The 22,903-nt window shown below is 60.7% G+C and carries 18 protein-coding genes; 14 read left to right on the forward strand and 4 right to left on the reverse strand.

Features of this window, described 5'->3' with window-relative positions:
• The first annotated feature begins 136 nt into the window (after positions 1-136).
• Both EJ067_RS27430 and EJ067_RS27435 read left to right on the forward strand, forming a co-directional pair.
• The gene (locus EJ067_RS27430; protein ID WP_126088285.1) at positions 137-1,267 is read left to right on the forward strand and encodes a glycosyltransferase family 4 protein; all 1,131 of its coding nucleotides are present in this window, start codon (positions 137-139) and stop codon (positions 1,265-1,267) included.
• Positions 1,268-1,287: 20 nt separating this feature from the next.
• Complete coding sequence (locus tag EJ067_RS27435; RefSeq protein WP_189510138.1) at positions 1,288-2,112, forward strand: class I SAM-dependent methyltransferase; 825 nt, start codon at positions 1,288-1,290, stop codon at positions 2,110-2,112.
• On the opposite strand, the gene EJ067_RS27440 is transcribed toward EJ067_RS27435, so the two are convergent.
• Positions 2,109-3,917 (reverse strand): ABC transporter ATP-binding protein, encoded by a 1,809-nt coding sequence (locus EJ067_RS27440; protein WP_245468069.1) that lies wholly within the window; start codon positions 3,915-3,917, stop codon positions 2,109-2,111. The genes EJ067_RS27435 and EJ067_RS27440 overlap by 4 nt on opposite strands.
• A gap of 136 nt (positions 3,918-4,053) precedes the next feature.
• Here EJ067_RS27440 and EJ067_RS27445 point away from each other — a divergent pair, with 136 nt between their 5' ends.
• The 3 genes from EJ067_RS27445 (at position 4,054) to EJ067_RS27455 (ending at position 8,387) form a co-directional block, all read left to right on the forward strand.
• A complete protein-coding gene (locus EJ067_RS27445) occupies positions 4,054-4,944 on the forward strand; it encodes a hypothetical protein (protein WP_126088287.1) in 891 nt (296 codons plus the stop codon).
• A 149-nt stretch (positions 4,945-5,093) separates the two neighbouring features.
• Positions 5,094-6,356, forward strand: a complete 1,263-nt coding sequence (locus EJ067_RS27450; protein WP_189510140.1) for a glycosyltransferase — start codon at positions 5,094-5,096, stop codon at positions 6,354-6,356.
• Entirely contained in the window at positions 6,357-8,387 is a 2,031-nt protein-coding gene (locus tag EJ067_RS27455; protein WP_126088289.1) for an O-antigen ligase family protein, read from the forward strand.
• A gap of 54 nt (positions 8,388-8,441) precedes the next feature.
• Here the strand turns inward: EJ067_RS27455 and EJ067_RS27460 are convergent, their stop codons facing one another.
• A complete protein-coding gene (locus EJ067_RS27460; protein WP_189510142.1) occupies positions 8,442-10,430 on the reverse strand; it encodes an acyltransferase family protein in 1,989 nt (662 codons plus the stop codon).
• 415 nt (positions 10,431-10,845) lie between these two features.
• Here EJ067_RS27460 and EJ067_RS27465 point away from each other — a divergent pair, with 415 nt between their 5' ends.
• The 3 genes from EJ067_RS27465 (at position 10,846) to EJ067_RS27475 (ending at position 14,186) form a co-directional block, all read left to right on the forward strand.
• Positions 10,846-11,859: an NAD-dependent epimerase/dehydratase family protein gene (locus tag EJ067_RS27465; RefSeq protein WP_126088291.1), complete on the forward strand. Its 1,014-nt coding sequence runs from the start codon at positions 10,846-10,848 to the stop codon at positions 11,857-11,859.
• Positions 11,856-12,644, forward strand: a complete 789-nt coding sequence (locus EJ067_RS27470; protein ID WP_245468070.1) for an undecaprenyl/decaprenyl-phosphate alpha-N-acetylglucosaminyl 1-phosphate transferase — start codon at positions 11,856-11,858, stop codon at positions 12,642-12,644. Before EJ067_RS27465 ends, EJ067_RS27470 begins: the two co-directional genes overlap by 4 nt.
• Before the next feature lie 783 nt (positions 12,645-13,427).
• The gene (locus EJ067_RS27475) at positions 13,428-14,186 is read left to right on the forward strand and encodes a response regulator transcription factor (RefSeq protein WP_126088292.1); all 759 of its coding nucleotides are present in this window, start codon (positions 13,428-13,430) and stop codon (positions 14,184-14,186) included.
• A gap of 153 nt (positions 14,187-14,339) precedes the next feature.
• Here EJ067_RS27475 and EJ067_RS27480 read toward each other — a convergent pair whose 3' ends face one another.
• The gene (locus tag EJ067_RS27480) at positions 14,340-15,308 is read right to left on the reverse strand and encodes a hypothetical protein (protein ID WP_126088293.1); all 969 of its coding nucleotides are present in this window, start codon (positions 15,306-15,308) and stop codon (positions 14,340-14,342) included.
• Between the two features lie 569 nt (positions 15,309-15,877).
• On the opposite strand from EJ067_RS27480, the gene EJ067_RS27485 reads away from it, so the two are divergent.
• Positions 15,878-16,567 carry a sugar transferase gene (locus EJ067_RS27485; RefSeq protein ID WP_348639497.1) on the forward strand — a complete coding sequence of 230 codons (690 nt, stop codon included), beginning with the start codon at positions 15,878-15,880 and terminating at the stop codon, positions 16,565-16,567.
• Positions 16,568-16,650: 83 nt separating this feature from the next.
• Here the strand turns inward: EJ067_RS27485 and EJ067_RS27490 are convergent, their stop codons facing one another.
• Positions 16,651-16,899: a hypothetical protein gene (locus EJ067_RS27490; protein WP_126088294.1), complete on the reverse strand. Its 249-nt coding sequence runs from the start codon at positions 16,897-16,899 to the stop codon at positions 16,651-16,653.
• A 326-nt stretch (positions 16,900-17,225) separates the two neighbouring features.
• On the opposite strand from EJ067_RS27490, the gene EJ067_RS27495 reads away from it, so the two are divergent.
• The 5 genes from EJ067_RS27495 to EJ067_RS27515 all read left to right on the forward strand — a co-directional run bounded on the left by EJ067_RS27495 (position 17,226) and on the right by EJ067_RS27515 (position 22,892).
• Positions 17,226-18,539 carry an O-antigen ligase family protein gene (locus EJ067_RS27495; RefSeq protein WP_126088295.1) on the forward strand — a complete coding sequence of 438 codons (1,314 nt, stop codon included), beginning with the start codon at positions 17,226-17,228 and terminating at the stop codon, positions 18,537-18,539.
• Positions 18,540-18,771: 232 nt separating this feature from the next.
• On the forward strand, positions 18,772-19,524 hold the full coding sequence (locus tag EJ067_RS27500; RefSeq protein WP_189510144.1) for an AAA family ATPase: 753 nt from the start codon (positions 18,772-18,774) through the stop codon (positions 19,522-19,524).
• A 28-nt stretch (positions 19,525-19,552) separates the two neighbouring features.
• The gene (locus EJ067_RS27505; RefSeq protein WP_126088297.1) at positions 19,553-20,560 is read left to right on the forward strand and encodes a hypothetical protein; all 1,008 of its coding nucleotides are present in this window, start codon (positions 19,553-19,555) and stop codon (positions 20,558-20,560) included.
• Between the two features lie 188 nt (positions 20,561-20,748).
• Positions 20,749-21,900 carry a PqqD family peptide modification chaperone gene (locus EJ067_RS27510; protein WP_126088298.1) on the forward strand — a complete coding sequence of 384 codons (1,152 nt, stop codon included), beginning with the start codon at positions 20,749-20,751 and terminating at the stop codon, positions 21,898-21,900.
• Positions 21,891-22,892: a nucleotidyltransferase family protein gene (locus EJ067_RS27515; protein WP_245468071.1), complete on the forward strand. Its 1,002-nt coding sequence runs from the start codon at positions 21,891-21,893 to the stop codon at positions 22,890-22,892. The genes EJ067_RS27510 and EJ067_RS27515 overlap by 10 nt, the downstream gene beginning before the upstream one ends.
• Positions 22,893-22,903 lie beyond the last annotated feature (11 nt).

The following is a 22,903-nucleotide window of genomic DNA, read 5'->3' on the forward strand; positions in this document are numbered from 1 at the left end:
CGCGACCATGCTTGCGCCGCTCATGCGCTCTCATGCCGATCGATGTTGTGGATAACATGCGTCAGCATTGGGTTTCGGGCGTCGAAAACCTACAAGGGGCGAATGGCCTGAAGCGATCAGCCCAAGAATTGAACGCATGAACCGTATCGTCGTTGTTGTCAGCGAACCAAGGTCCCTTGCAACCACGCGGGGGCATTTTCTTCTTGCGCTGCGCCTTGCAGGATACGAAGTTCACGCCCTGGCCCCATTCGATGCGATGACCGTTCGTTGGCTGACAGAAAACGGCATCCGGTTCCATCCATTGCCGATGGAGCGCGCCGCTGTTGCGCCGCTCGGCGACACGCTTTTGGCCTTTCGGCTCTACAGGAAGATACGAAAACTCAAGCCTCGGATCGTGCTGAGCTGCGCGATCAAGCCAATCGTCTACGGCGTACCCGCGGCATTGATCGCACGGGTGCCGCGCCGGCACGCGCTTGTCACCGGTCTCGGCTATGCGTTCACGGACCGGCACAGATCGCTGCGCTGGCGGGCCGTCAACGCCGTGGCTCGGCTGCTTTATGCCGCCAGCCTGCGTGCGGCCACCACGGCCACCTTCCAGAATGACGACGACCGCGATGATTTCCGTCGACTGGGGCTTCTCGGACGGACACCAGCCAACGTCGTCAACGGTTCAGGGGTCGACCTGGAGCGCTTCCAGGTGGCGCCTCTCCCGCACAAGCCGCGATTTCTGATGATCGCGCGCCTGCTTCGCGACAAAGGCCTCGCGGAATATCTGGCCGCAGCGAGACTGGTGAAGGCGGTCCGGCCGGACGCTCGTTTCGACCTGGTCGGTGACACGGATCCCAACCCCGCGGGATTTCCGGTTTCGGAGGTTGAAGCAGCCGTGGCGGACGGAACGATTCACTATCACGGGGCCGTCGAAGACGTTCGCGGGGTGATCGCCGATTCGCGTGTTTACGTGCTTCCGTCCTACCGTGAGGGCACCTCGCGCTCGGTTCTGGAGGCGATGGCGATGGGCCGCCCGGTGATCACGACGGATGCGCCGGGTTGCCGCGCGCCGATTGTTCCCGGGGTGAACGGCCTGCTGGTGCCGGTCGGCGCCACGGCCCCCCTGGCGGAGGCGATGATCCGCCTGATCGATAACCCGGACGAGGCCGAGCGCATGGCCAAGAACAGCCGGAGGATCGCCGAAGAGCGCTATGACATTCGGAAGGTGACCGCTCATATGATGGAAATCGTCGAAGCCGGGCCGCGGGCCGCAGAATGACGGTTCCGGAGAATTCAGGGGTGAAGCGATACGAATTCGGAGCCAACTGGGCTGCGTTCATCGACAGGCACTACACGCCTGAACGCCGCCGGATGTCGACCGACAAGCTCTTATCATTCCTGGGCAAAGAGAGCCTTGAAGGAATGGATTTTCTCGATATCGGCAGCGGCAGCGGGCTGCACTCGCTTGCCGCGTTCGACGCAAAAGCGAAGCGGATCCATTCCTTCGACTTTGATCCGCTTTCGGTCAGGACGACCGGAAAACTGCGCCAATTGGCGGGTGAGCCGCCGAACTGGATCGTTGAGAAGGGCGACGTGCTCGACGTCGATTATCTCCAGAGGCTGGGCACATGGGGCCTGGTGTATTCCTGGGGCGTGCTCCACCACACCGGCGCGATGTGGCAGGCGATCGAAAATGCGGCGCAAAGGGTAGCGCCCGGCGGGCTCTTGTTCATTGCGCTCTATTCGTCGAATGTCGTGAAGCCTTCCGCGGAATTCTGGCTGGATGTGAAGCGTCGGTATAATGCCGCCGGTCCGAGCAAGAGACGCTGGATGGAATACTGGTACATCTGGCGCTTCGGGCTTGGCCGCAATCCGCTTCAACTGCCGCAGCTCTTGAAGCAGATCTATGACAAGAAAAAAGGTCGCGGCATGAGCTACATGACCGACGTCCGCGACTGGCTGGGCGGCTGGCCGATGGAGTTCGCCGACGACCAGGCGGTGGTCGATTTCCTGAAGGAGCGATTCGATTTCGAGCTCGTCAGGATGTCCACGGGTGAAGCCTGCACGGAGTTTCTTTTCCGCAACCCGAACAATCCGACACCGGTTCGACGCGAGGCATTTTAAGCGATCTGCCCGCCGGTTCTCGTCCAGATATGCGGCTGACCGTTTTCGAGTGTCACGATCTCGTCGCAGTTTTCGACCGTCGTGAGCCGGTGCGCGATGATCAGTACCGTGAGCCCGGCGGGCAGTTCCCGGATCGCCTCCATGACTGCGGCCTCGGTTTCCATGTCGAGCGCGCTTGTCGCTTCGTCGAAGACGAGCACCGAAGCCTGTTTATACAGCGCCCGAGCGATGCCGATACGCTGGCGCTGGCCGCCCGACAGACGGACGCCACGCTCGCCAACCCGTGCCTCATACCCCTGAGGCAGACTTTCGATGAACTCAGCCAAAGCGGCCTGCTGCGCCGCGTTGCGAACGCGATCATGGTTGATGTCGGCGGGGTCGATGCCAAAGGCAATATTCTCGGCGATCGAGGCGTCGCTCAGGAAGATACTTTGCGGCACATGGGCGATCTGTCTTTGCCAGGCACGCCGCGTGGTTCCATCCAATAGTTGTCCATCGATCTCGATTGCTCCGCTGGTCGGCTCGAGCAGGCCCATTATCAGATCGACCGTCGTGCTCTTTCCGCTACCTGTCTTGCCGACAAACCCGACCTTGGTTCCTTTCGCGACCGTGAGATTGAACCGTTCTAGTATAGGCGCCTGGTCAGACGCGTAACGGAACGATACATCGCTGAGCACAATTGCTCGTTGGAAAGCGAGTTGCTTGGCCGGACGCTGATTCCAATCCGGGGCAAGCGGCGCCTCGAGCGTTTTGAGCACAATTTCGGCGCCAGCCAAGTTGCTGAGTATAAGCGCCCAATTCCCGTAGACGAGTTGCATTGACGGAAGCAGGCGCTGCGCGCCGAGAACGAACGTTCCCAGCATCGGGAGTACCTGCCCGGCATTGTTCGACCGGGTGATCAGGAAATATGCGAGCGCCGCGATGATCACCATGCCCGCGGCTTCGATCGCGAAACGCGGAGCGCCTGCCGCGAGCGCGTTCGCGGCGTTCGCACGCTGCAAGTGCTTGTCGAGTTCGCTGTAGCGCGAGAGAAAATAGGATTGGGTGTCGTTGATGATGACGTCGCGGATGCCGCCCAGTCCCTCTTGCACCGAACGGATGCCTTCCGCCTGCACGCTGGCAATGATGCGCGCATTCCTCTTGAGATGCTTGCGGATGACAAGCGACATGGCGAGGTAGACCGCCCCAAAGCCTGCGAAGATGACGAAGGTGATGAAGGAACTTAGAACGAAAAGAGCGATGACGATGAAGACGCCGATGATTATGCCGCTGATTGATTGCAGCAGCGGCAGCATGACGCCTGCGGTAATCGCCTGGACCTGCCGAAGCGCGGCCAGCACGGAACTGGAATTGCGCGAAACGTGGTAGCTATAGGGCTGGTGGAGCACCCGATCGTAGACCTTCACCCCCAATTCATGTCCTAGCGAGAAAACGTAGGAATTCGTAGCCCAGGTGAGGGCTATGCGCACGGCCCCGGCTATGACTGCGACCACCGAAAACAGAACCGTCAAAGCGAGAAGGCTGTCGGAAGAGCCGGCCAGCCTAAAACCGGCGAGCTGGCGCGCAAGGAACGACTGGCCGCCGATCGCCTCGGGATTGGCGATGCGCGCAAGGAACGGCAGCAAGGCACCGAGCGTCGCGGCTTCGGCGAGCGCGCCGAACATCATCAGGACCAACAGGCCGAGCAGTTGCCGTTGCCGGCGCTTCGATACCTGCCGCCACAGGCGTCGAAGTGTGTCGATGGTGCTGTCCGGGGTTCGTTTTCCGTTCAATGCCAAGTCGATGTCCGTATTCAGGACGCCCAATGGACATGTTCGGCGATCCGCGACAAGCCACAACCGACGCCGATTGACAATTTTATCACGGAAGCCCGAAGGTGGTCCGTCCACAATTTCCGCCATGGACGAGGGCTGGGCCTGTCGCGGGTGATATGCTTCAGGCATGAATGACGCCATTGAGATTCGGGATCAAAGGCCGCGCGTGAGCTTATTTGCGACATTGCTGCGTTCGCTAGGCCTGTTCTTGGCGGGTGCCGGAACAGCCTTCCTGCTCTTTGTCTCGGCCTACCCTCTCGGATTGATCAAGGCTTACCCCGCACCGCCCGATGCGGCAACGGAGGGACCGCTTGGGTTCGAGCAGCGGGTTGAAGATGTCGACGACCTCTACCGTGGCCCCGATGAACCAATGCAGGCATATCTCGATCGCCTGACCAAAGCTGTAGCGGGCGGGGTGGTGCACTATTGGACAGAAGGTGACAGCTGGACTGCGGCCGATACGCGCTACACGAGGATCAGTGTTTTCGACAATTACCTGCTCTGGATGCTCAGCTTTCAGCCGCAATATCGGGAAAACCTGCAAAACTATGAATTCGTGACCCCGCGCAAGGCGCTTGATCGCGGCTACGGGTTCTGTTCCCAGGTTTCGAAGATTGTCTATTCCGTTCTCGCCGATCAGGGAATCGACGCCACCATATACAGCGTGCCCGAGCACACGGTCGTTGAGTCGAATGGCAATGTTCTCGATTCCGACTACGGCGTCTTCGTTCCGCACTCTCTTGTCGAGATACAACAGGATTCGTCGATCATCGATTCCTATTACGCGCAGTTCGGATCGATGTTGCCGCTGCTGAAAAAGGCCTATGGCCAGTCCTGGCAGCAGCTTGGCACTGCGCAAGACTTCGACGAAGTGCGCGCCTACGAGGCGAAGTTCGAGCGTCTGAAATGGGGTCCGCCGCTGATGGTTCTGGCAATGGGTGCATTGCTCGCCGCGGCTGGCATCCTCCTTCAGCGTCGTGAACAGGCAAGGCTTACGCCACGGCCGGTTCCGAGGTGACTCGCTAACTCAATCTTTGCTTGCTCGTGGCCCTTTGTCGATTCACATGATCCAATCAAGACTTCCGCTTGCAGGCGGCCGACGCCTTGTGGCAAGCCGGACCATAAGAATAGGCGGCGGAGCGGATGACGCTGCGAGAAGAACTTCCGATGACTAACGTTGAAAGCCAACAGCTCGCTGTCGTGTCATCGACAGCATTGATGAGAGGTCGTCGCCGCGGCGTGCTCTTTGTTATCGGGACACTCGATCTCGGCGGCACCGAGAGCCAGCTTGTACTGCTCGCCCGGGAATTGAAGAAGCGAGGCTGGAAAGTCGCAGTCTTTGCGCTTTCGCGGGGTGGCGTTCTGGCACAGACACTGGATGGCGTCGGGATCCCAGTATTGTACGGGCTTCATCGGCCGAATCCCTCACCTTCGCTGCCGACATCGGCCAAGACGGACGCCAAGCCGAGCGTTGCTCCAAAGACGCGCCCAAGCGTTAAGGCGATGCTGGTTCTCGGCGCCGCGGTCGCGTCGCTTGTTGCTCGCATCGCTTGGACCCGGCCGCGTGTGGTTCACGCCTTCCTGCCTTTGACCAACTTTCTCGGCGCCCTGTCGGGACGGTTCGCGTTGGCACCGCTCGTCATCACCTCGCGGCGCGGTCTCGGTAACCATCAGGAGCGATGGCCGCGGCTGAAGCGTATGGACCGGATCGCCAATTGGCTTTCGCATGTGGTGGTCGCGAACTCGCATGCCGTCGCGGCCGATATGGCGGCTCGGGACGGCTACGATATTAAACAAGTAAAGGTAATCCCGAACGGTCTTGATCTCAGTCGACTCGATGATATCGGCCATCGTCGGGACGGAACCCGTCGTCAGCTCGGTCTCGAGCCAGGCGACATCGGCATCGTCATAGTCGCCAATCTTATTCCGTATAAGGGACACAGCGACCTCATCGAAGCATTCGCTCGCGCTAGCCAAAGCCGGCCGAATCTGAGGTTGTTCATAGCAGGACAAGATCGGGGAATCGGGCCAGGCTTGACAGAGCAAGGCCAACGGCTCGGCGTTGGGCTGAAAGTACGGCTTTTGGGGATGCAGAATGATGTCCCGGGCCTGCTCGCTGGCATGGATGTTGGCGTGATCGCTTCCCATGAGGAGGGCTTTTGCAATGCGTTGATGGAAAAGCTCGCGGCAGGTCTTCCTGTCGTCGCCACCAATGTCGGCGGAAATCCGGAAGCCGTCTCCGGCATGCCGGGTTGTGTATTGGTGGAGCCTCGCGACCCGGCTGATCTCGCCCGTGGGCTTCTAACCGTCCTTGACCGATTGCCGGAGCAAGCAGGCGACCGGGAATTTCGGCAACGGACCATGCGGGAGCGCTATTCGATTGGGGCCATGGTCGATGCCTATGAACGCCTCTATCTGGCGGACGATTGAATGAGCGGGATTGCTCATTCGGAACGTTCGGCGAATTCACCGCATTCGCTGCGTGCGATCCTGACGAATATTTCCGCCTGGCTCTGCGCGTTCACCGTCGTCATCTATCAGTCCTGGTTCATGCCATACTTTCTGCCGTTCTTTACAGGGCGAGACGAGTTCGCGAGGCTGGTTTTTCATACGCTCTATGGCGGCATTCTGTTTGTTGTGATTGCCGTTCTTGCGGCGCGCCGGGATGTGCTTGGCGCTGTCCTCCCGCTGGCGATCGCTGCTGTCATGGCGGTCGCCCCGGTTGCGCTCCATCCGATCGGGATCGTCGCCGAGTGCTATCTTATCACCCTTTTCCTTGGTGGCGCCGCGATTGTCTTCATGCTTGCCTCCACCCCCGCGATGGTGTTGCGCATATCCGCATCGATCACAGTGCTCAGCGCGGTGACGTGCTTCCTCGACCTCTTGTTCGCCAACGGCTTTACCAATACCCCCGGCCGGGCTGCCGGCCTGGCGATCAATCCCAATGTCGCGGCGGCTGGCCTTCTGCTCGGGGCTGCGGCAAGCTACCGCGCCGTCTCGCAAAAATGGCGTGCAAGCTTCCTGGTCCTTATAGGCGCGGCGCTTCTAGCCACACTGTCCCGCTCGACCTTTCTTGCCGCCTTCGGCACCGTGGCTGTGCCGGTCGTCATTCGTATTTGGCAGCAATTTCGCAGTGATCGTCGTTTTCAGATCGATCTCAACGGCTGGGGCCGAGCGGCCGTCGTCGCATTTGCGCTGCTGGGTGTCATCGGCATCGCGCTGGCCACAAATGCTTATTTTCGCCTAGCCATGAACGAATCCTTTGCTGGCGTATTGTCGGTTGGCAGGGCGCTGGACGAGGCATCGGAGGCTGTCGATGCATCTCGGGATCGATACCCCTCTGCTGCAGTTCCGGTTGTGCCATCGCCTGCGGAGGTTTCGGTAAATCAACCGGCTCCGCCAGATTCGCCCGGGGGTATTGAGCCGCCGCCGGCAAAATCTGCGATCAGTTCAACGCCTCATCCCGAGACCGACAGGCCCGCGGGCAGCGCTGCGTTATCTCTGCAGTCCGACACTCCGCCTTCGTCAGCGGCCAGCCAATCCGCCAACGTTGCCAAGATGCGGGCGCTCGGCGAGCGCCTGGCGGATGAGGGCAAGAGAAATTCGATCTCGGCAAGAGCTCTCTTTCTCGAGCGTGGTCTGCTCGCTTATCGCGAAGGCGGCTTCTTTGGTCGTGGACTTGAAGAGGCGCAAGCCCTTGTGCCCCACAACACCTTCCTTCTCTTCGCAATCGCCTTCGGTCATCTCGGCTGGTTGATCCCGATCGGCCTCGTGGGCTTCGCTTTCTGCTTCGCCCGCAACCCCGGCGATCTTGGCCTTGGTATAGCAATCGTGGGGGTCATGCTGACGTCCCATGACATCTTGCTTACACCCAGCCTCTTTCTACCGGTCGCCCTGGGAATTGGCGGCATGCTTGCCGAGCGGAGAGCGTCCGCTCGAAAGTTGTCAACGGCAAGGAACAGTGAGTCCTGGAGCTTTGCTTTTGGAACAGCCACAGGCGTCGCGGCATTTGCCGCCGGCTGCGCTGCGATACTGCTCGTCACGCCGCCGCTGGCTGGCGGGCGGCTGCTGAACGGGACCATGTTAGCGGTGCGCGGCGGATACGAGACGCCGCTTCCGCGGTCACAATTTCCGGGCCTTTTCCAGTTTGACGACCTCCCCGGCGGTTCCTCGTCGCAAGCATCCCATCTGCGCGAGGACAGGACACCGCTTCAGCGGGTAGACTGGTCCTCGCATGGTTGGCCCGCCGTCCGGCAGGGCGAATATACATTTCGCCGGCGAGACGCGGTGCTGTTCGCTGCCACGGATTCGAGCGACCCTCGCAACAATGGGCGAACCTACGAGATCGCTGTTCCACTTTCGGTCAGTGCACTCTGTTTCATTCTTCTAGGCGCAATCATTGCGTGGTTGATAGCGACGGTGATTTCGATTCGTGGGTCGCATCGAGTGGATGGTTCGTAGGGCGAACATTGTGCTCGGATCCATTAACAGGCACCCCACGAAGCAACCCGGCCTTTAATCGCTGGCGGCAGCCGATATTCGGCTTTGAGTATTGCCAACAGCAAGAACTGGGTAAAGACCCATCATCCGGGCTAGGACATCATTGGTGGCGGGCGCCAAGTTTCTGCGTAGGTGCGATCCATCGCGGTAGATGAACTCACCGTTGACGTAGGTAGTGCAGTGATCATTTGGGCACATCCCAGAGCCGGGATCGACGAAGAACAAGTTGTTCTCTGCTGCCAACGACTTGAGGGCCGCAGTTATCGGGCCGCGCACCGATGTGATCCATTTGTTGTTCATCTCGGTTGAGCATCGGCGCCTAATAAGGTTGCTTTCCTTGTTAACTGCGCAAGAAGTCAGATCCTCGGCAGGTCCCGGCGTCGGAGCAACAAGGGCGATTCGTCGATTGGCCGCGGCTATTTTCGGCAAAAGCGTTTCCAAGCCCTCGCGCAGCAATGAGACCTTATCGGCCCGGTGCCCGTCGACAGCAACGAGATCGGTGAATTGCAACCCGGACCAAGCCCCGGCTAAAACCACAACATCTATATCAGGCCGCCGCCGCAGCATGTCGACCGCCGCTTTCCGCATTGACGCGCAGCGGTCCTTATAGTTGGGCACCTCGGGAAATTTGCGATAGATGTTCTCACCTAGCGCCGCTGGGCATGGTTCGTACAGAAAGAATGCCGTGTCTTTTCGCTGACCGACAATATCGAGCAGCGGCGCAAGATGGTCCGCATGGCTGTCGCCCCACAATATGCCGTGATGCTTGGCCGTTCCCCATGGAGCACCGAAGGCGCAGTAGGTAACGCCCAGTTCGGGGATGTTGACTGTCTGCGGGCATGGCCAGTCCCACATGATATCCAAGCTGCGCATTGACAGCGCACCTTTCGAAACCCTCTCAGCAAAGCCACCTGCATCTGATATCGCATTTCCACTCCAACTGATGATCAGCGCAGTGGCCACTCCAACCGGAATAGCTTTTAGCGGGATCGCGCGAAGGCGGCGGACTGGCTCCTCGACAAACCGCCAGGATAGGCTGGCAACGACGATGCTGAGCGTGATCAGTGCTGCCGCTTCTACTGACGTCGGAATCGCGCCGCCAGCGTAGTGTCGGAAGAACACCAGAATTGGCCAGTGCCAAAGATAGAGACTGTAAGAGATCTTGCCGATGAACCGCATCGGCACGCTCGACAACGCGACCGTGATGGCAGAGGGCGATCGGGGCCAGATAAGCAAGGCGGCGCCGATTACCGGTGCGAGAGCATTCGTGCCCGGAAATGGATCGGAAGGCGACAGGTGAATGGCGCTTAGGCCGATCAGGAACAGGCCGATAAAGCCTAGCCCGTCGACAACTGGTCGGCGCGTAATAACAGGCGCAAAGACGAGCAGGCCGCCGAGAGCCAGTTCCCAGGCCCGGCTGAAGGGGGCGTAGAACGCCTGTTTGGGATCCACCGCCACCAAATGGAGGGCGATCGAGAAACTGGCCAACACTACGATGCCGATGACGGCGGCGATAAGCAGCCGGCGGCCCCCGGCCAGTCTATTCGCAGTCAGGAGCAAAACCGGCCACACCAGATAGAACTGCTCTTCGACCCCGAGCGACCAGAGGTGGAGCAGCGGCAGAAGTGTTGCCTCGCGATCGAAATAGCCCGTGTTCCAGAGGAAGTAATAGTTTCCCAATCCGAACGAGGAATATGCCGCGCTACGCCCCAAGCTGGCATAGTCGCCGGGCAGCAGCAGAAACCAGCCCGCAGCGAGCGAGAAGCAGATCATCGCCAACATTGCCGGCAGTATTCGGCGGATGCGTCTCCCGTAGAATTCAATCAGGGATAGTCCGCCCTCTGCCGTCAGAAGTCGCGTGATCAAGTAACCAGAGATGACGAAGAAGATATCGACGCCGACGAATCCTCCCGGGAAACCGGGCACGCCGAAATGGAAAAGAATGACCGCGATCACCGCGATCGCGCGCAAGCCGTCGACGTCGGGCCGATAGTCGAACTTCACCACTCTCCCCGGAGATACCCGCTGCGTCTCGTAGCCTGTCTACACCCCAAGAGTCGATCGTGGACTTCGATATGAGCTCGACAACTTGTGGACACGACGACAACTCGGCCCGTCCATTCAAGAATTAGCATGTTCTTACGGTTAAAACCGTCAGAAACATGGGGATACCCTCACAATTTGTTTCGCGCTAGAACGGCAAAAACCTACACAGTGGGGGCATGCGGCAGAATCAGGTCCCAGTCGCAGCAGCGTGTGGTTCTTGTCAACTGTAGGTTGTGGCGTTGTTCGTTGGTGATATCGGGGACGACGAAAACTCGCTCGCTTGATAGAAAACGAGTTGTTCAGCGTGTTCTTGACTGTATAGAAAGGCTGTCCCGTGTGTTGCGAGGCCACGGGTCATTCTGGAGGTGGCAAGTTGGACAACCATAGCGCGGACATGGTTGAATTCGACCCGCGAACACATGTTCTGGTCACAGGCGGCGCAGGCTTTGTCGGGTCGGCATTGGTCGATCTGCTGCTTGCTCGCAATTGCAGTGTAACCGTTATCGACGACCTTTCGAACGGCTCGCTGCGCAATCTTCCGGCCGGCGATCCCCGCCTGACGATCCGTACCTTCAGGGTTGGCGATCCGGCGTTCAACGCGGCCGTCCACGACGAGGTCGGTCAGGCCGACGCCGTGTTCCATCTGGCGAGCCCGATCGGCGTTCAGCGCGCCCATAAGGAACGCTTTGCCGTCACCAGCGGCATCCTCGAGTCGGGCAGCGCGATCGTCGAGGCATGCCGGCTGCACCGGCGCCCGCTGCTTTATACGTCAAGCTCGGAAGTTTACGGCTCAGGCCGTGACCGTCCGATCAGCGAGGCCGATCCGGTGATGACGGATCTGCGGCCGCGATGGGGCTATGCCGCGGCCAAGGCGGCAATCGAGCATCTGGTCGCCGGGCTGTTTTTCGATTTCGGCATCCCGACCTGGATCGTGCGGCCATTCAACATGGCCGGGCCGCGGCAGCGTGCGGCAACCGGCCTGGTGTTGCCGGTCTTCGTCAACGCAGCCTTGCGCGGAGAGCCGCTCGTTGTGCACGACGATGGCGAGCAGAGGCGGGCATTCCTGCATGTTGCCGACGCCGCCGAGGGCTTGCTGCTCGCTATGCAGTGCCGATCCTTGCGGGGGCGGCCGGTCAATCTGGGCGGCAGCGAGGCGGTGCAGATCGGCAACCTTGCAAAGATGGTGGTTGAAGCGGCCAGGACGACCGCGCCGATCGTCATGAAACCCTCCAATGCCGTCTATGGCGAGAGGTTCGCGGTAACCTACGATCGCGTGCCTGACACAAATCTTTTGACCAGCATGACTGGCTGGCGCCCGGTGCGAAGCACGAGGCAGACGATTGCCGACTGCATTGAGCATATGCGTACCGAACGAGTGATGGCTTGACACTTGAACTATTGGTCCCGTTCATCGGGGCCCTGCTTATCGCAGTTCCCTGCGTGTGGCTGTTTGCGCGCCTGGCCGAGCGCATCGGGGCAGTCTCCAAGGTCAAGAGCGACCGTTGGCACACATCGGGCGAGATTCCGCGATTGGCGGGCCCCGCCTTTCTGATTGCCATGTCCCCGTGGCTTCCGATCGATCATATCGTCCTACTGTCCGTTTTCTGCCTGGTCGGGGCTCTCGACGACGTCCGATCCCTTTCGCCCGGTCACAAGGCGGCGGCGCTGGCCGCTGCAGCAATCCTTGCCGGCGTCGTAACAGGCGTGTGGTGGGTGCCGATCGTCATTTGGATAGCCTGCAATGCGGTCAACATGCTCGATCACGCTGACGGTCTGGCCGCGAGCGCGATCGCAGCCGCCTTTCTCGGTCTCGGCGGCAATGCTGGCCTGGCCGCCGCGGGCGCGTGCGCCGGATTTCTTTGTTTCAACTATCCGCCCGCACGTGTCTTCATGGGCGACAGCGGCAGTCTTCTGCTCGGCGCGGCAATCGTGCTTCAGGCTTCCGAGCGCGGTTTCGGCTCCTCACTGGCGTGGCTTGCTATCCCGCTGATCGACGCAATATTCGTCATCATCCGCCGCTTGCGGCTTGGACGGCGCCCCTGGATCGGCGGCACCGACCACCTCGGCCACACTCTGCTGCGGGTCGGCGTAAGCGCCAGGACCCTGCCAGTCCTCTACGGAACAATGGCACTCGCGATAGGCTTGGCATTCACCGCGTGGCAGAGTTCATAGACCTGGCTGGGCAGGCGGCGCCCTGCCGCCTTCCGCCGGCGAGACTGTCAACGGCCATGCCTGCCCGGGCATCGGCGATCGTGTGGGGAAAACGAGCCGTTTTCGTGCACGGCCGAGAGCGCCCGCGCCTTCGCAATGCGTCACTATCGGGCGGCAGGCAGGCGTCTGAAGCGGGATCTTGTTCGAATTGCCGCCGAAAAAAGGAACCCCGGCCGCAGCGGTTGGGTGGGGGATGCTGGCAGCCGAGGTCAACGGGTTTCCCAAAGCGTGTCGCGCTGAAACGGCTTCAGGCGAAACGCTTTAAGTCTTTGTTTTGATGCATGTTGTTCTCCCAAGACCGCTGCGCAGTTTTGAGGCACATGCATTGGAATTGTGGCGCCATTTCCTCCAAACCGCAAACCTCCGCTTCGAGGCCGAGCCAGGCTCATGCGCAGCTTTGGGATGCTTAACCACCAAGTTGCAATTTAAGGTTGTCATCCTTTCGGCTATATTAGCCACCTAAGATATAATTACCAAATTGTTAACCGGGATTAATGCACCTTTTCCACAGCATCGTAGTATGCATTTGAGGCTGGATTACCTCGATGGAGCGGGGATGCCATACGTCCGTGGGTTGGGCCGGCGTATGCACTACTCCTTGAATCTATTCCTCAGTTAAACGGCCAGTTGCCCGACACACGGTAAATGAGCGTATCAGTTCATGCCTCTGACAAGCCTTGCGAGGGCGCCAAGACAAAAAGGGGGAGCGGGCTAAGTCGGCGGCGGAGAGGAGTAAATAAGGCGATGGGACATCCTCAAATTTCCGATTCCTGGAAGGAATCGACAGGGTCGTTGCAGAACGGGCATCTGACGGACATGAACGGGCTCGGCACAGCCGATCTCGACGACGGACATCCGACCGAAGGCCTGGTCGTCATTGTCGACAAGCGAGCACTCGAGCGGGAATGTCTTGCTCGGGGCCTTATCGAACACAATCCCGCTTTGCGCGTCAGCGCCGTGGGATCTCTTGACGAGATCCACCATGTCGCCGGCGCGCCCGAGGCTTCCGCGATCCTCGTCATTCTCGGGGCCAGAAAGGTTACCGACCAAAGCGTTCGGGCGGAACTTGTGCACCTCATCTCCGAGGTAGGCGCGGTACCCGTGATCGTCGTGGTGGATTCCGACGAGCCAGGGGAAATTCTTGCGGCCCTCGAATGCGGCGCCCGCGGCTACATTCCCACGAGCGTGAAGGTGAAGGTCGCTGCCGAGGCCATCGGTCTCGCTCGTGCCGGAGGAATCTTCGTGCCCGCCAGCTGCGTGCTGGCGCTTCGCGAGATCATCCATTCGACCGCAAACGGTGCCCGTCCGCTTGCCGGCATGTTCACGCTGCGCGAGGCCGCGGTCGTGGAGGCGCTCAGGAAAGGCAAGGCCAACAAGATCATTGCCTATGAGCTCAACCTCTGCGAGAGCACCGTCAAGGTCCATATCCGCAACATCATGAAAAAGCTGAAAGCTACGAACCGCACGGAGGTAGCCTACAAGCTTAGACAGATGATGCTTTGAAGGCTGCCCGGACCTAGACTTGCGCCAAGCGAACGTCCGGCGCCAATGCCTCGACGTGGAGGCGGATTTCCTTCAGATCCGCCGCCATGTCTCGGGTTCGGAAGTCTGGACAGCCCTCCGGGCCCATGAAGCGGATACGCTCGGGCCGATGTTTCAGGCACGTTGCCGGTCGAGCATTTCGGATCCTGCCTTCACGAGAAATCCAACGCTGTCTCCGCCCAATTCCGCATCGCGATACGCGGCTTCGGCGGCCTTCAGGCCACCCGTCAGTCTGCGGATCACCGGAGCCGGTCCGAGTGTCTCGAGCGGCAGGCCCAGCTCGCCGCGGTTGGGGCGCTTCGGCGGCCAAACCCTGAGGCCGAAATAGGTGGCGGCCGAGCGGTCGATCCCGCCGCTGAACTGCACCAGCAGTGTCTGGCGCGATTTCCTGGCAATACGGCCCAGGCTGTTGATGTCCATTGGTGGTTTGGCGGAGGGCCGCATCGCGACGACGATCACCTGCCATGCGTCGTCGGTCAGGAGCACCGGATGCGAAAAAACACCGACTCTTGCTCCATGCTCGGCGAGCATATGCTCAAGGAATGGCGCGCAGGGCGTGTCGCAGACGATGGCGAATCTCGAGGCGCGCTGGTCAACGCCAGCGTCGTCGAGCAAGACCCGGCACAGCCGCGCGAATTCCGGCAGCAGGCCTATGGCCGGGTGGCCGAGATTTGGAGCGGCAACCTTGATGCCGGCCTCGTCACAGGCGTCGAAATCCAACACGCCTGGCCGAAGCTCCCAAGGTTCAGCCATCAGCGAAACAACCGCATGAGAGGGCAGGAGTTCGATGAGCGATCTCGAGATCGGCCCGAGCTGGGGACCATTCGTGATGATGTCGACGTCCTGCCATTCGCGGCTTTCGATTTGGTTAGTCACTTCCACGCGTTCGGCGACCTTGGCGTATGCGGCAAATGCCAACGTCGCATCCTCGGCTGCGGCAAGGTTCGGATTTCTGGAGGATACGCGAGTGAGCGCAACGACACGGTCGGCGTTGGCGAGCGCCGCTGCTGCCGCGGCCGCCGCTTGGTATCCTGTCGCAGCACCGACCACCACGGTGAGGCCGGAGAGATCGAGACCGAGCAAAGCTATCTGCTTGCGGACGACAGCAAGTGTTTCCGAGCGGTCGAGCTCGGGGACATGGCGAGCGGCCGGTCTTGCGGAAAAATCACCGGACCAGGGCTTCAGAACGGGCGCCACGTTGCGTGCTCTCCACTATCAGGCAGGCTGGTAATCCGTTGACGCGGAAGACCTGTCTCGTCGGATCTCGCCCGGACGCGACGCCGCATGCTTTTCATGCGTTGCATTGCCAGACGGTTGCCGGCCAGCGCGTTCGGCAAGAGTGGCCCGAGACATTCTCTCAGCATCCTCGCCACGAGAGTTGGGGCCTGAATTCAGTCGGCGCTCTTGACCGCCTGTGGCCGGAACCAATTCGTCGATCACGCAATACAGTCGAACTTGCCCGGACCGCTACTGCAGAAAACGGGTGCCCGGTGATACGCCGTTTGATCAGAAGGCTTATCGACACCGCGCCGGAAACGCGCGGATCAGGCTAAGGGGGTAACCGGCGCCGGATACGGCGCTACCTCCTTTGCGGTTCTTGCCGGGAATGACCTGCCGCTGTGAAAGTTGAGTGTTGAAACCAGCCGTATTCCTTGGCGAAGCTCATGACAATCAGCGCATTCGACATGAACCGCAGGCCCGGCATCCGCGTCGGACAAAACCCTCGTCCGCTTGGGGGGCGGCCCAAGAGGATCATGGACGTGACCGTCGCATCGATCGCGCTTGTCCTTGCCGCTCCGATCATGCTTGTGGTTGCCCTCTTGATACTGGTGACCGACGGTGGACCGGCGATATTCTCCCACACCCGGGTCGGCTTCAACGGCAGGCGTTTCGCCTGCTACAAGTTCAGGACCATGGTCGCCAACTCCCAGCAGGTTCTGGCCGATTATCTTGCGAGCAATCCCGAAGCCGCCAAGGAGTGGGAGCAGAATTTGAAATTCAGGAACGATCCGCGCATCACATTCCTGGGGCACATCCTCAGGAAGTCGAGCCTGGATGAGCTGCCTCAGCTGATCAACGTGCTGCGCGGCGACATGAGTTGCGTCGGCCCTCGACCGGTCGTCCCGGACGAACTGCAACGCTACGGCGCCTGCGCGCTCGATTACCTTCGAACCCGGCCCGGGCTGACCGGCGCGTGGCAGGTGACGGGCAGAGACGCAATAGACTATCCCAGCCGTGTCTCCATCGACAGCCGCTACGTGCGAAACTGGTCCATATGGGCCGATGTCGTCATTCTCATTCGGACGGTCTTCGCCGTGATGAGATTCGATCATGCGTCCTGACCGGCGAGACGGCAGCGAACCTTGGGCGGCACGGCCGCGTCGGACAGGTCCATCGCCGGCGACGAAATGGCAGCCGCGGTCGATCATTGTCCGTGGGTCATGGCGCGACGCCACACAACGCCAAGGAAGACGCCGAGCAGGTAGGCGCACTGCAGCGTGACGACGAAAAGCAGGATCGAAAGCAGACGGTTCCAATCGAACAAGCTGCCGATGCCGCCTGCAACCGCGCTGACCACGACAATCACCGCGGTCATGACGATGAGCGCCGGTGCCCGAACACGAAATCCGAGCAAAATGCCGATCACGCCGACAGTGGCAAGGCCCCAAAGCACGGCGATCTCCTCTGGTGCGGAAGACTCGGGTGCGCCGCGCCCAAGTCTCCCACATCTGCGAATCCGTACCAACACCCAATCCCGCCGTGCTGCCTGACCGGCTGCCGACTTGCCAGCTGGGACTGGCCGTACCTCCGCCGCTTGCACAAAAGGCGTAGGACGCCTTGACCCAATGCCCCCGTTTCGCTCATTTCCTTGTCCACCCGCTGCGCCTACGCTGCTCATTGAAATAGGTATGCGGAGTATTTCACCCGCGGTGCGGCAGCCTGCCTTGAATCCGGCATTGGCGCAGTTGCTGCGTGGCATTTTCGGCGTGATGTCCATCGATGCTGCAGACATCCATTCTTTTGCTTATCGTTTCGATATGGTTCCCCGGCGCCACTCGGATAGCCGGCACCGACGGCTCGCTTTCCTTCTTGCTGGCCTTGTTCTGCGCCGTGCTGAGCATCGTCCCCTACGCCGAAACGACAAGACGCCTTCATCGGACTGACGCGGCCTTGGCGGCGGCAGTGCTGACGATGTCCGCTTTCATCATGATTTTGTCCCTGATGTCGGCGCTCTACGCAGACAATCCGATCAGGACCATGCGCGCGGTCTTCGCGCAGGTGTTCGGTTTCGCCGTTATTCCAACGATTGCGGTGATCGCCGCGCGGCCCAGGGGGTTCGAGGCGATCGACAGGATTGGGATGGCCATGGTCATCATGGTTGCCGTTACATCCTGCCTTGTCGCCGTTGGACTGGGCGACGCTCGCTTCGCCGATCGGGCGGAAGGCTACTTCAAGCACGCGAACCAGCTCGGAATTGCCTTGTCGGCCGGTCTGCCGCTTGTCGCTGCGAAGCTGGTCGCTTCCCGAAGGCACCGAATCCTCCTCTCGGGTTGCCTGCTCGCGGGGCTTCTGGGTCTGGTCAAATCGGGGTCCAAGACGAATTTCGTCCTTGGCGTCGCAGGTCTCGCTACGTTCTTCGGGCTATACAGTATCTATCTGGTGATAAGGAAGCAGCGGCCAGTAACGGTGATCGCGGGGATGGTTGCCGCCCCGATATTGTTCCAAGCCAGCTTGGCGACGTTGGAGTTCCTAAATCCGCGAGCCTACAGGCTGCTGACACTTCAGCTTTCCGGCGGTGAGGCGCATTCGATCGTGTCGCGGCAACGACTGTGGTCCATATCGATCGATCTCGGCCTGACGCATCCGTTCATGGGCGTGGGGGCAGGGCAGTGGGTGGAAGACATCGCTCCGCACAGCCATAACCTGTTCATCGACTATTTCAGGACGCTGGGAGTGCCCGGCGTCGGGTTGGTATTGATTGTCGTCGTGCTGGTCGTGGCATATCTGGTCTGCGCCATTCTCCACACATTGGTCGACAAAGGGAGGGGCGAGCAGGCGACCGAAGTGAATGTGATGGTGCTCGGAACGTCGGTTGCCGTGTGGAATTACCTCGTAGCGAACCAGATGAGCGATTCCTTCGGTCCGTCGACCGCGGCTTTCTTCTGGCTGCCGCTGGCTCTGCTCCTGGTGTACCGCGGCATGCAGCGATCGTCGCAGATCAGATCTAACGAGAATCCAAAGGTGTACGCCGGGACTGCATCGCAGCTCTTCGGACACGGAAAAACAAAACAGCTTCTTCCCAGATCAGGATGATGCTTCCTGAATCGCCATCCTGATCCAGCTCTTGCTGGAGCATGATCTTCTGCGAAACCGGTTCCCGCTTTTTGCTTCCGCCGACCTTCGGTTCGGGATCATGCCCTAGCCGTTGATCTTCCCAGTTTATCCTTACCACCTTAATCCGATGACTTCGCAAAACGTTCGCGACCTGGCGGGAGGCCTTCCGCCAAGCCCCGAAGCACGCGTGCTTCAAACGGACATTCGATTTGTGGAATTCTTCGGTCTTCCCGGGGTCGGAAAGACAACCACGTCCAGCCTGTTGGCGAGCGGCTTGCGACGGTGCGGCCCGCTGGTCGGTGATGTGCGTATCTCGCCCGAGACAAGAACTTTTATCGCCCGGCAAATCCATAGGGTCGGTATCGTTGCCCCAAGATTTAAGGATCGTGAGTTCCGTTCACTGTTCATGCGAATAGCCCGCTTTGCCATCGAAAGCGGACAATCATCGATTGTCGATGTCGTCAAGGTTATCTGGAACATGTCGGTTCTGCTGGCCTATGTCCAGAACGAGAGGGAGCGGAAAAATACTATCACTATTATGGACCAGGGGCTGCTGCAGGGCTTCTGGTCTGTATTGCTGAAAAGCAAGCATCGGGCAACGTCCGAGAAGTGGTTCGATATCCTGGCTGCTATTGGCATCGATGACATGCTCTTTGTCCATCTGCGCGCCGAGACCGGCATGGCCCGGGATCGGCTTCTGAAAAGGAGTGATCGGTCCTCGCGGATGCAAAGGACATCTGCCGATCGCGACCTTGATCTCTGGTCGGCTGCGGACCGAACCTGCCGCGAGTTGGCCGCCGATCTTGAGAGGGAAATGGGCGCGGAGGATCACGTCGGCATACTGGCGTCAGTCGACGTGGAAAGGCTTGCATCGCCCGAAGACGTGGCTGAAAGGGCGCTTGAGGCGGTGCTTTTGGGCTGTCTCGAACGACATCGGCGATACGACGACTCCGCCGATCGATGAGCACGTCCGTCAACCATTGGGCATGAGGATGGACCGCCGATCACTGATCAGCCTTGCCGGTTTGTATCCGGTGTTTGCTCTGCTGCCAGGCTTCTGCCGGGCCGAAGGCGGACAGACGCCGGGGGGCAAGCAGCTCATTCTGGCAGGCGAGCATGGCTACGAGCAGCAATCCATCCGGAATCTCGAAGCCGGAGCGACAATCGACGCTCGGAATGCTTCCTTCATAGTTGCCAACAGCAGAAACACCGATCCCGGCGCGATGATGGGTTGCGACGAGGGGACCTTGCCGGTCAATCGCTATCCGGTCGTCATCCGCAACTGCCCCGGCGTTCACTTCATCGGCGGGCGCTTCGATGGCCAGGTACCGCTAACCTCCGATTGGCGGGATACCTACTGCAACAGCGCGGCCTTGCTTGTCAGGGACGGAACCGCCAATGCGACAATTGAAGGGGTCCGTGTGCGTCGCTGCTGGGACGCCATCCGTTTCGCCGAGCAGGCCGATGGCTTTCGCCTGAAAGGGTGCTGGTTCAGCGAAGTCAGGGATGACGCGGTCGAGAACGACTACCTCCTCAGCGGCATCGTCGAAGATTGCCTGTTCGATGGGTGCTTCTCGGGGATCAGCGTGGACCCGGCGTCGAGCGACGACCGGGACGGAACCGGGCAAACCGTGCTGATCGACCGAACCCTCATCCGTATGCACGCCTTTCTTTCGAAGGGCGAAATCACGCATCAGGCACCGATCAAGGCTGTCGATCGGTCGCCCAGGCTGAGGATCACGGGATCGGTTTTTGCATTGGCTTCGGCAAACATGCGCGGGTTCCGTCGCCTGGAAAGAACCTGGCGGCTGGCCATCGAAAGCCGGGACAACGTGTTGCTGTGGTTGCCCGATGAGCCAATCCCGTCTGCATTGCCGATGCCGCCGTCCGGTTTCAGGGTTCTGACGGGGGCCGACGCGCGCGAATACTGGAACAAGGCGCATATCCAGTGGGTCGCCGCGCATCAGAACGTGGCCCGGTTCTCCGACGAAGCGCTGTGAGAAGCTGCACTCGCCGGTCGTTCCGTTCCTCAAAGCATGTCGCGTGGAAAAGGTTCACGCGGCCTGCCTTAAGTCTTTGATTTCAAGCATGGTCCCGAAACCGGTCCCACTTTCGGGAGGCATGTTTTGGAAATGCTTTGCAGCTTGAACCGTCGCCGCGTTTCGGCAGACGGGGAGGGGTTATCCCGATGAATCAGCACGAGGCGTTTGACAGAACGGCGGCGCCAGGCCCCGCCGCGGGCTGCCGCGCGACGTTTGTGACCCAAGGACGGCTGGCACGCGTCAGGGGGCAAAATATCCTGTTCAGTCCATCCCAGCAGGCCGTTTTTGCCGTCAACGATACTGCCGCCGAGATCTGGCGCTCGCTGGAAGCAGGCATGCCGCCGGAGGCCATCTCGGGCGAGATGGCGCGCGGCGGCGTCGATAGACTCGAGGCAGACAAGCATGTCGAGGCCGCGCTGAGGGATTGGCAACGGCTAAGCCTGATACGGCCTCACGCGCCGTTGTCTGCGTCGGATCAGGAGCCTGTGAGCCAGACTGTCGCCATTGCGGGCCTTACCATACGCATCGACTACCCGGCAGCCTGCGCGTTTCCCGCGATGGCCGTATTTCGGCATCTCGAGGTGCGAGGAGGAACTGCCGACGTCCTGCTCCAGCTAGTCGAGCACGAAGGGCGGGTCCACCTGTTCCGGGATGGCGACTGGATTGTCTCTTGCGCGCCCGACGAGCTGCCCGTCATGCTGAAAGGGCAATTGCTGATCGAGGTCCTCGATCGCGGCGCCTATGAACTTGCCCTGCACGCGGCCGCGCTTGTCAGAAATGAACGCGTCGTGCTTCTTTGCGGCAAGCCGGGCGCGGGCAAGACAACGCTGACCCTGGCGCTGGTCCATGCAGGGTTCGGTTTCGCTTCCGATGATGTCACGCTGCTGGACGCTCGAGGGCATGGCGTTGGTCTGCCGTTTGCCCCGGCCGTCAAGGCGGGAGCATGGCCGCTTGTGGCCGAGCACTACCCCGGTCTCGATGCTGTCCCGGTCTGTCGCCGACCGGACCGCAGGCGTGTCCGGTTTGCGGTGCCCAGCAAGGTCGCGCCGCCTTCTCCGATACCGATCGGCTGCGTGATCCAGCTTCGTCGAGGTCGCGACGCGAAAGCTTGCCTGGAGCCGGTCGATCCGGCCGGCGCATTGCGCGTCCTGCTCAACGGCGCGTTCGCACCAGGCCGGGAGTTGAGCGGCGCCGCCTTCGACGCACTGACCCAGGTAATCGGATCGGCGGGCACCTATTGCCTGACCTATTCGAAGCTCGACGACGCAGTGGAGCTGATCACGAAGGCATGCCGATGATGCGCAGGGGCAACGCGCTCGAGGCGTTGATCGCCGGACTTCGCGGCAGCCCGGCCGACAGGGCCGACTGGCATGCTGTGATTGCCCTGGCCAATCGCACCCTGCTCACGCCGGACCTGTTCTCGTCCCTCGCGCGCTCCGGCCAGATCCACCGATTGCCGCAGGACGTGCACGAGTACCTTCGGTTCGTTCACGACTGCAATCGGGAGCGGAACCTGCGCTTGCGTGCCCAGCTGCTTGAAGCTGTCGCGGCCCTCAATCGCTGCGGCATCGTTCCGGTACTGCTCAAGGGCGCCGTTCCTTTGTTCCTTTCGCCGGCCGACGGGGCTCCCAGCAGGATGACAAGCGACCTCGATCTGGCCGTGGAACCGGCTGAAGAGGCGACCGCCCAAGCCTGCCTTGAAGAACTCGGCTACGTCGAGGTGGCGGGTGACCGAGGCATGGTTCGCCAGCAGGACGCCGGAATGCTGGAGCTGCGGGCGCGCCGGGCAAACGACTTTGAACCCCCTGTGCTTGTCCAGCGCGACGGTTTGCGGGTGAATATTCCTCCCGCCCAGTCCCGAGCCCTGCACTGGATCCTGCACGACCTTTTTAAGGAGGGGGACTACTGGCGCGGACGGATTGATCTCAGGCATCTTCATGACCTGGCACAATTGGCGGAGAGCGACGACGTGGACTGGCGGGCGCTGCAGGCATCGATGTCGGATCGAAGCGCCCGCAATGCGCTCGACACCCAGCTGCTGGCCCTGCATCACTTCTTCGGAACCAGGATTCCGGCAAGATGCGCGCGGCGCCCGATCGTCCGTTTCCAGCACTGGAGGCGCATCTTCACGGCAAACCATCCGATCATCGGGGCTCCGTTGCGGCTAGCCGGCAATTTGATGTGGGGAACACGGCGGCTTTCATGTGCCGACGGCTTGGCGCGAGGTGGCTCGATCGATCTCGCGCGGCGCATCGCCCGCATGCTCCTAAGCCCCGGCACGAAAATCTAAGCCTTTTGGTG

Origin of the sequence: Mesorhizobium sp. M1D.F.Ca.ET.043.01.1.1, assembly GCF_003952385.1 — a bacterium.
Classification (GTDB): domain Bacteria; phylum Pseudomonadota; class Alphaproteobacteria; order Rhizobiales; family Rhizobiaceae; genus Mesorhizobium.

Excerpts from the sequence above, each read along its gene's own strand:
- EJ067_RS27430 (WP_126088285.1), top strand. The coding sequence starts at position 137 with ATGAACCGTATCGTCGTTGTTGTCAGCGAACCAAGGTCCCTTGCAACC.
- EJ067_RS27445 (WP_126088287.1), top strand. The coding sequence starts at position 4,054 with ATGAATGACGCCATTGAGATTCGGGATCAAAGGCCGCGCGTGAGCTTA.
- EJ067_RS27450 (WP_189510140.1), top strand. The coding sequence starts at position 5,094 with ATGACTAACGTTGAAAGCCAACAGCTCGCTGTCGTGTCATCGACAGCA.
- EJ067_RS27455 (WP_126088289.1), top strand. The coding sequence starts at position 6,357 with ATGAGCGGGATTGCTCATTCGGAACGTTCGGCGAATTCACCGCATTCG.
- EJ067_RS27475 (WP_126088292.1), top strand. The coding sequence starts at position 13,428 with ATGGGACATCCTCAAATTTCCGATTCCTGGAAGGAATCGACAGGGTCG.
- EJ067_RS27495 (WP_126088295.1), top strand. The coding sequence starts at position 17,226 with ATGCTGCAGACATCCATTCTTTTGCTTATCGTTTCGATATGGTTCCCC.
- EJ067_RS27505 (WP_126088297.1), top strand. The coding sequence starts at position 19,553 with ATGGACCGCCGATCACTGATCAGCCTTGCCGGTTTGTATCCGGTGTTT.
- EJ067_RS27510 (WP_126088298.1), top strand. The coding sequence starts at position 20,749 with ATGAATCAGCACGAGGCGTTTGACAGAACGGCGGCGCCAGGCCCCGCC.
- EJ067_RS27515 (WP_245468071.1), top strand. The coding sequence starts at position 21,891 with ATGCCGATGATGCGCAGGGGCAACGCGCTCGAGGCGTTGATCGCCGGA.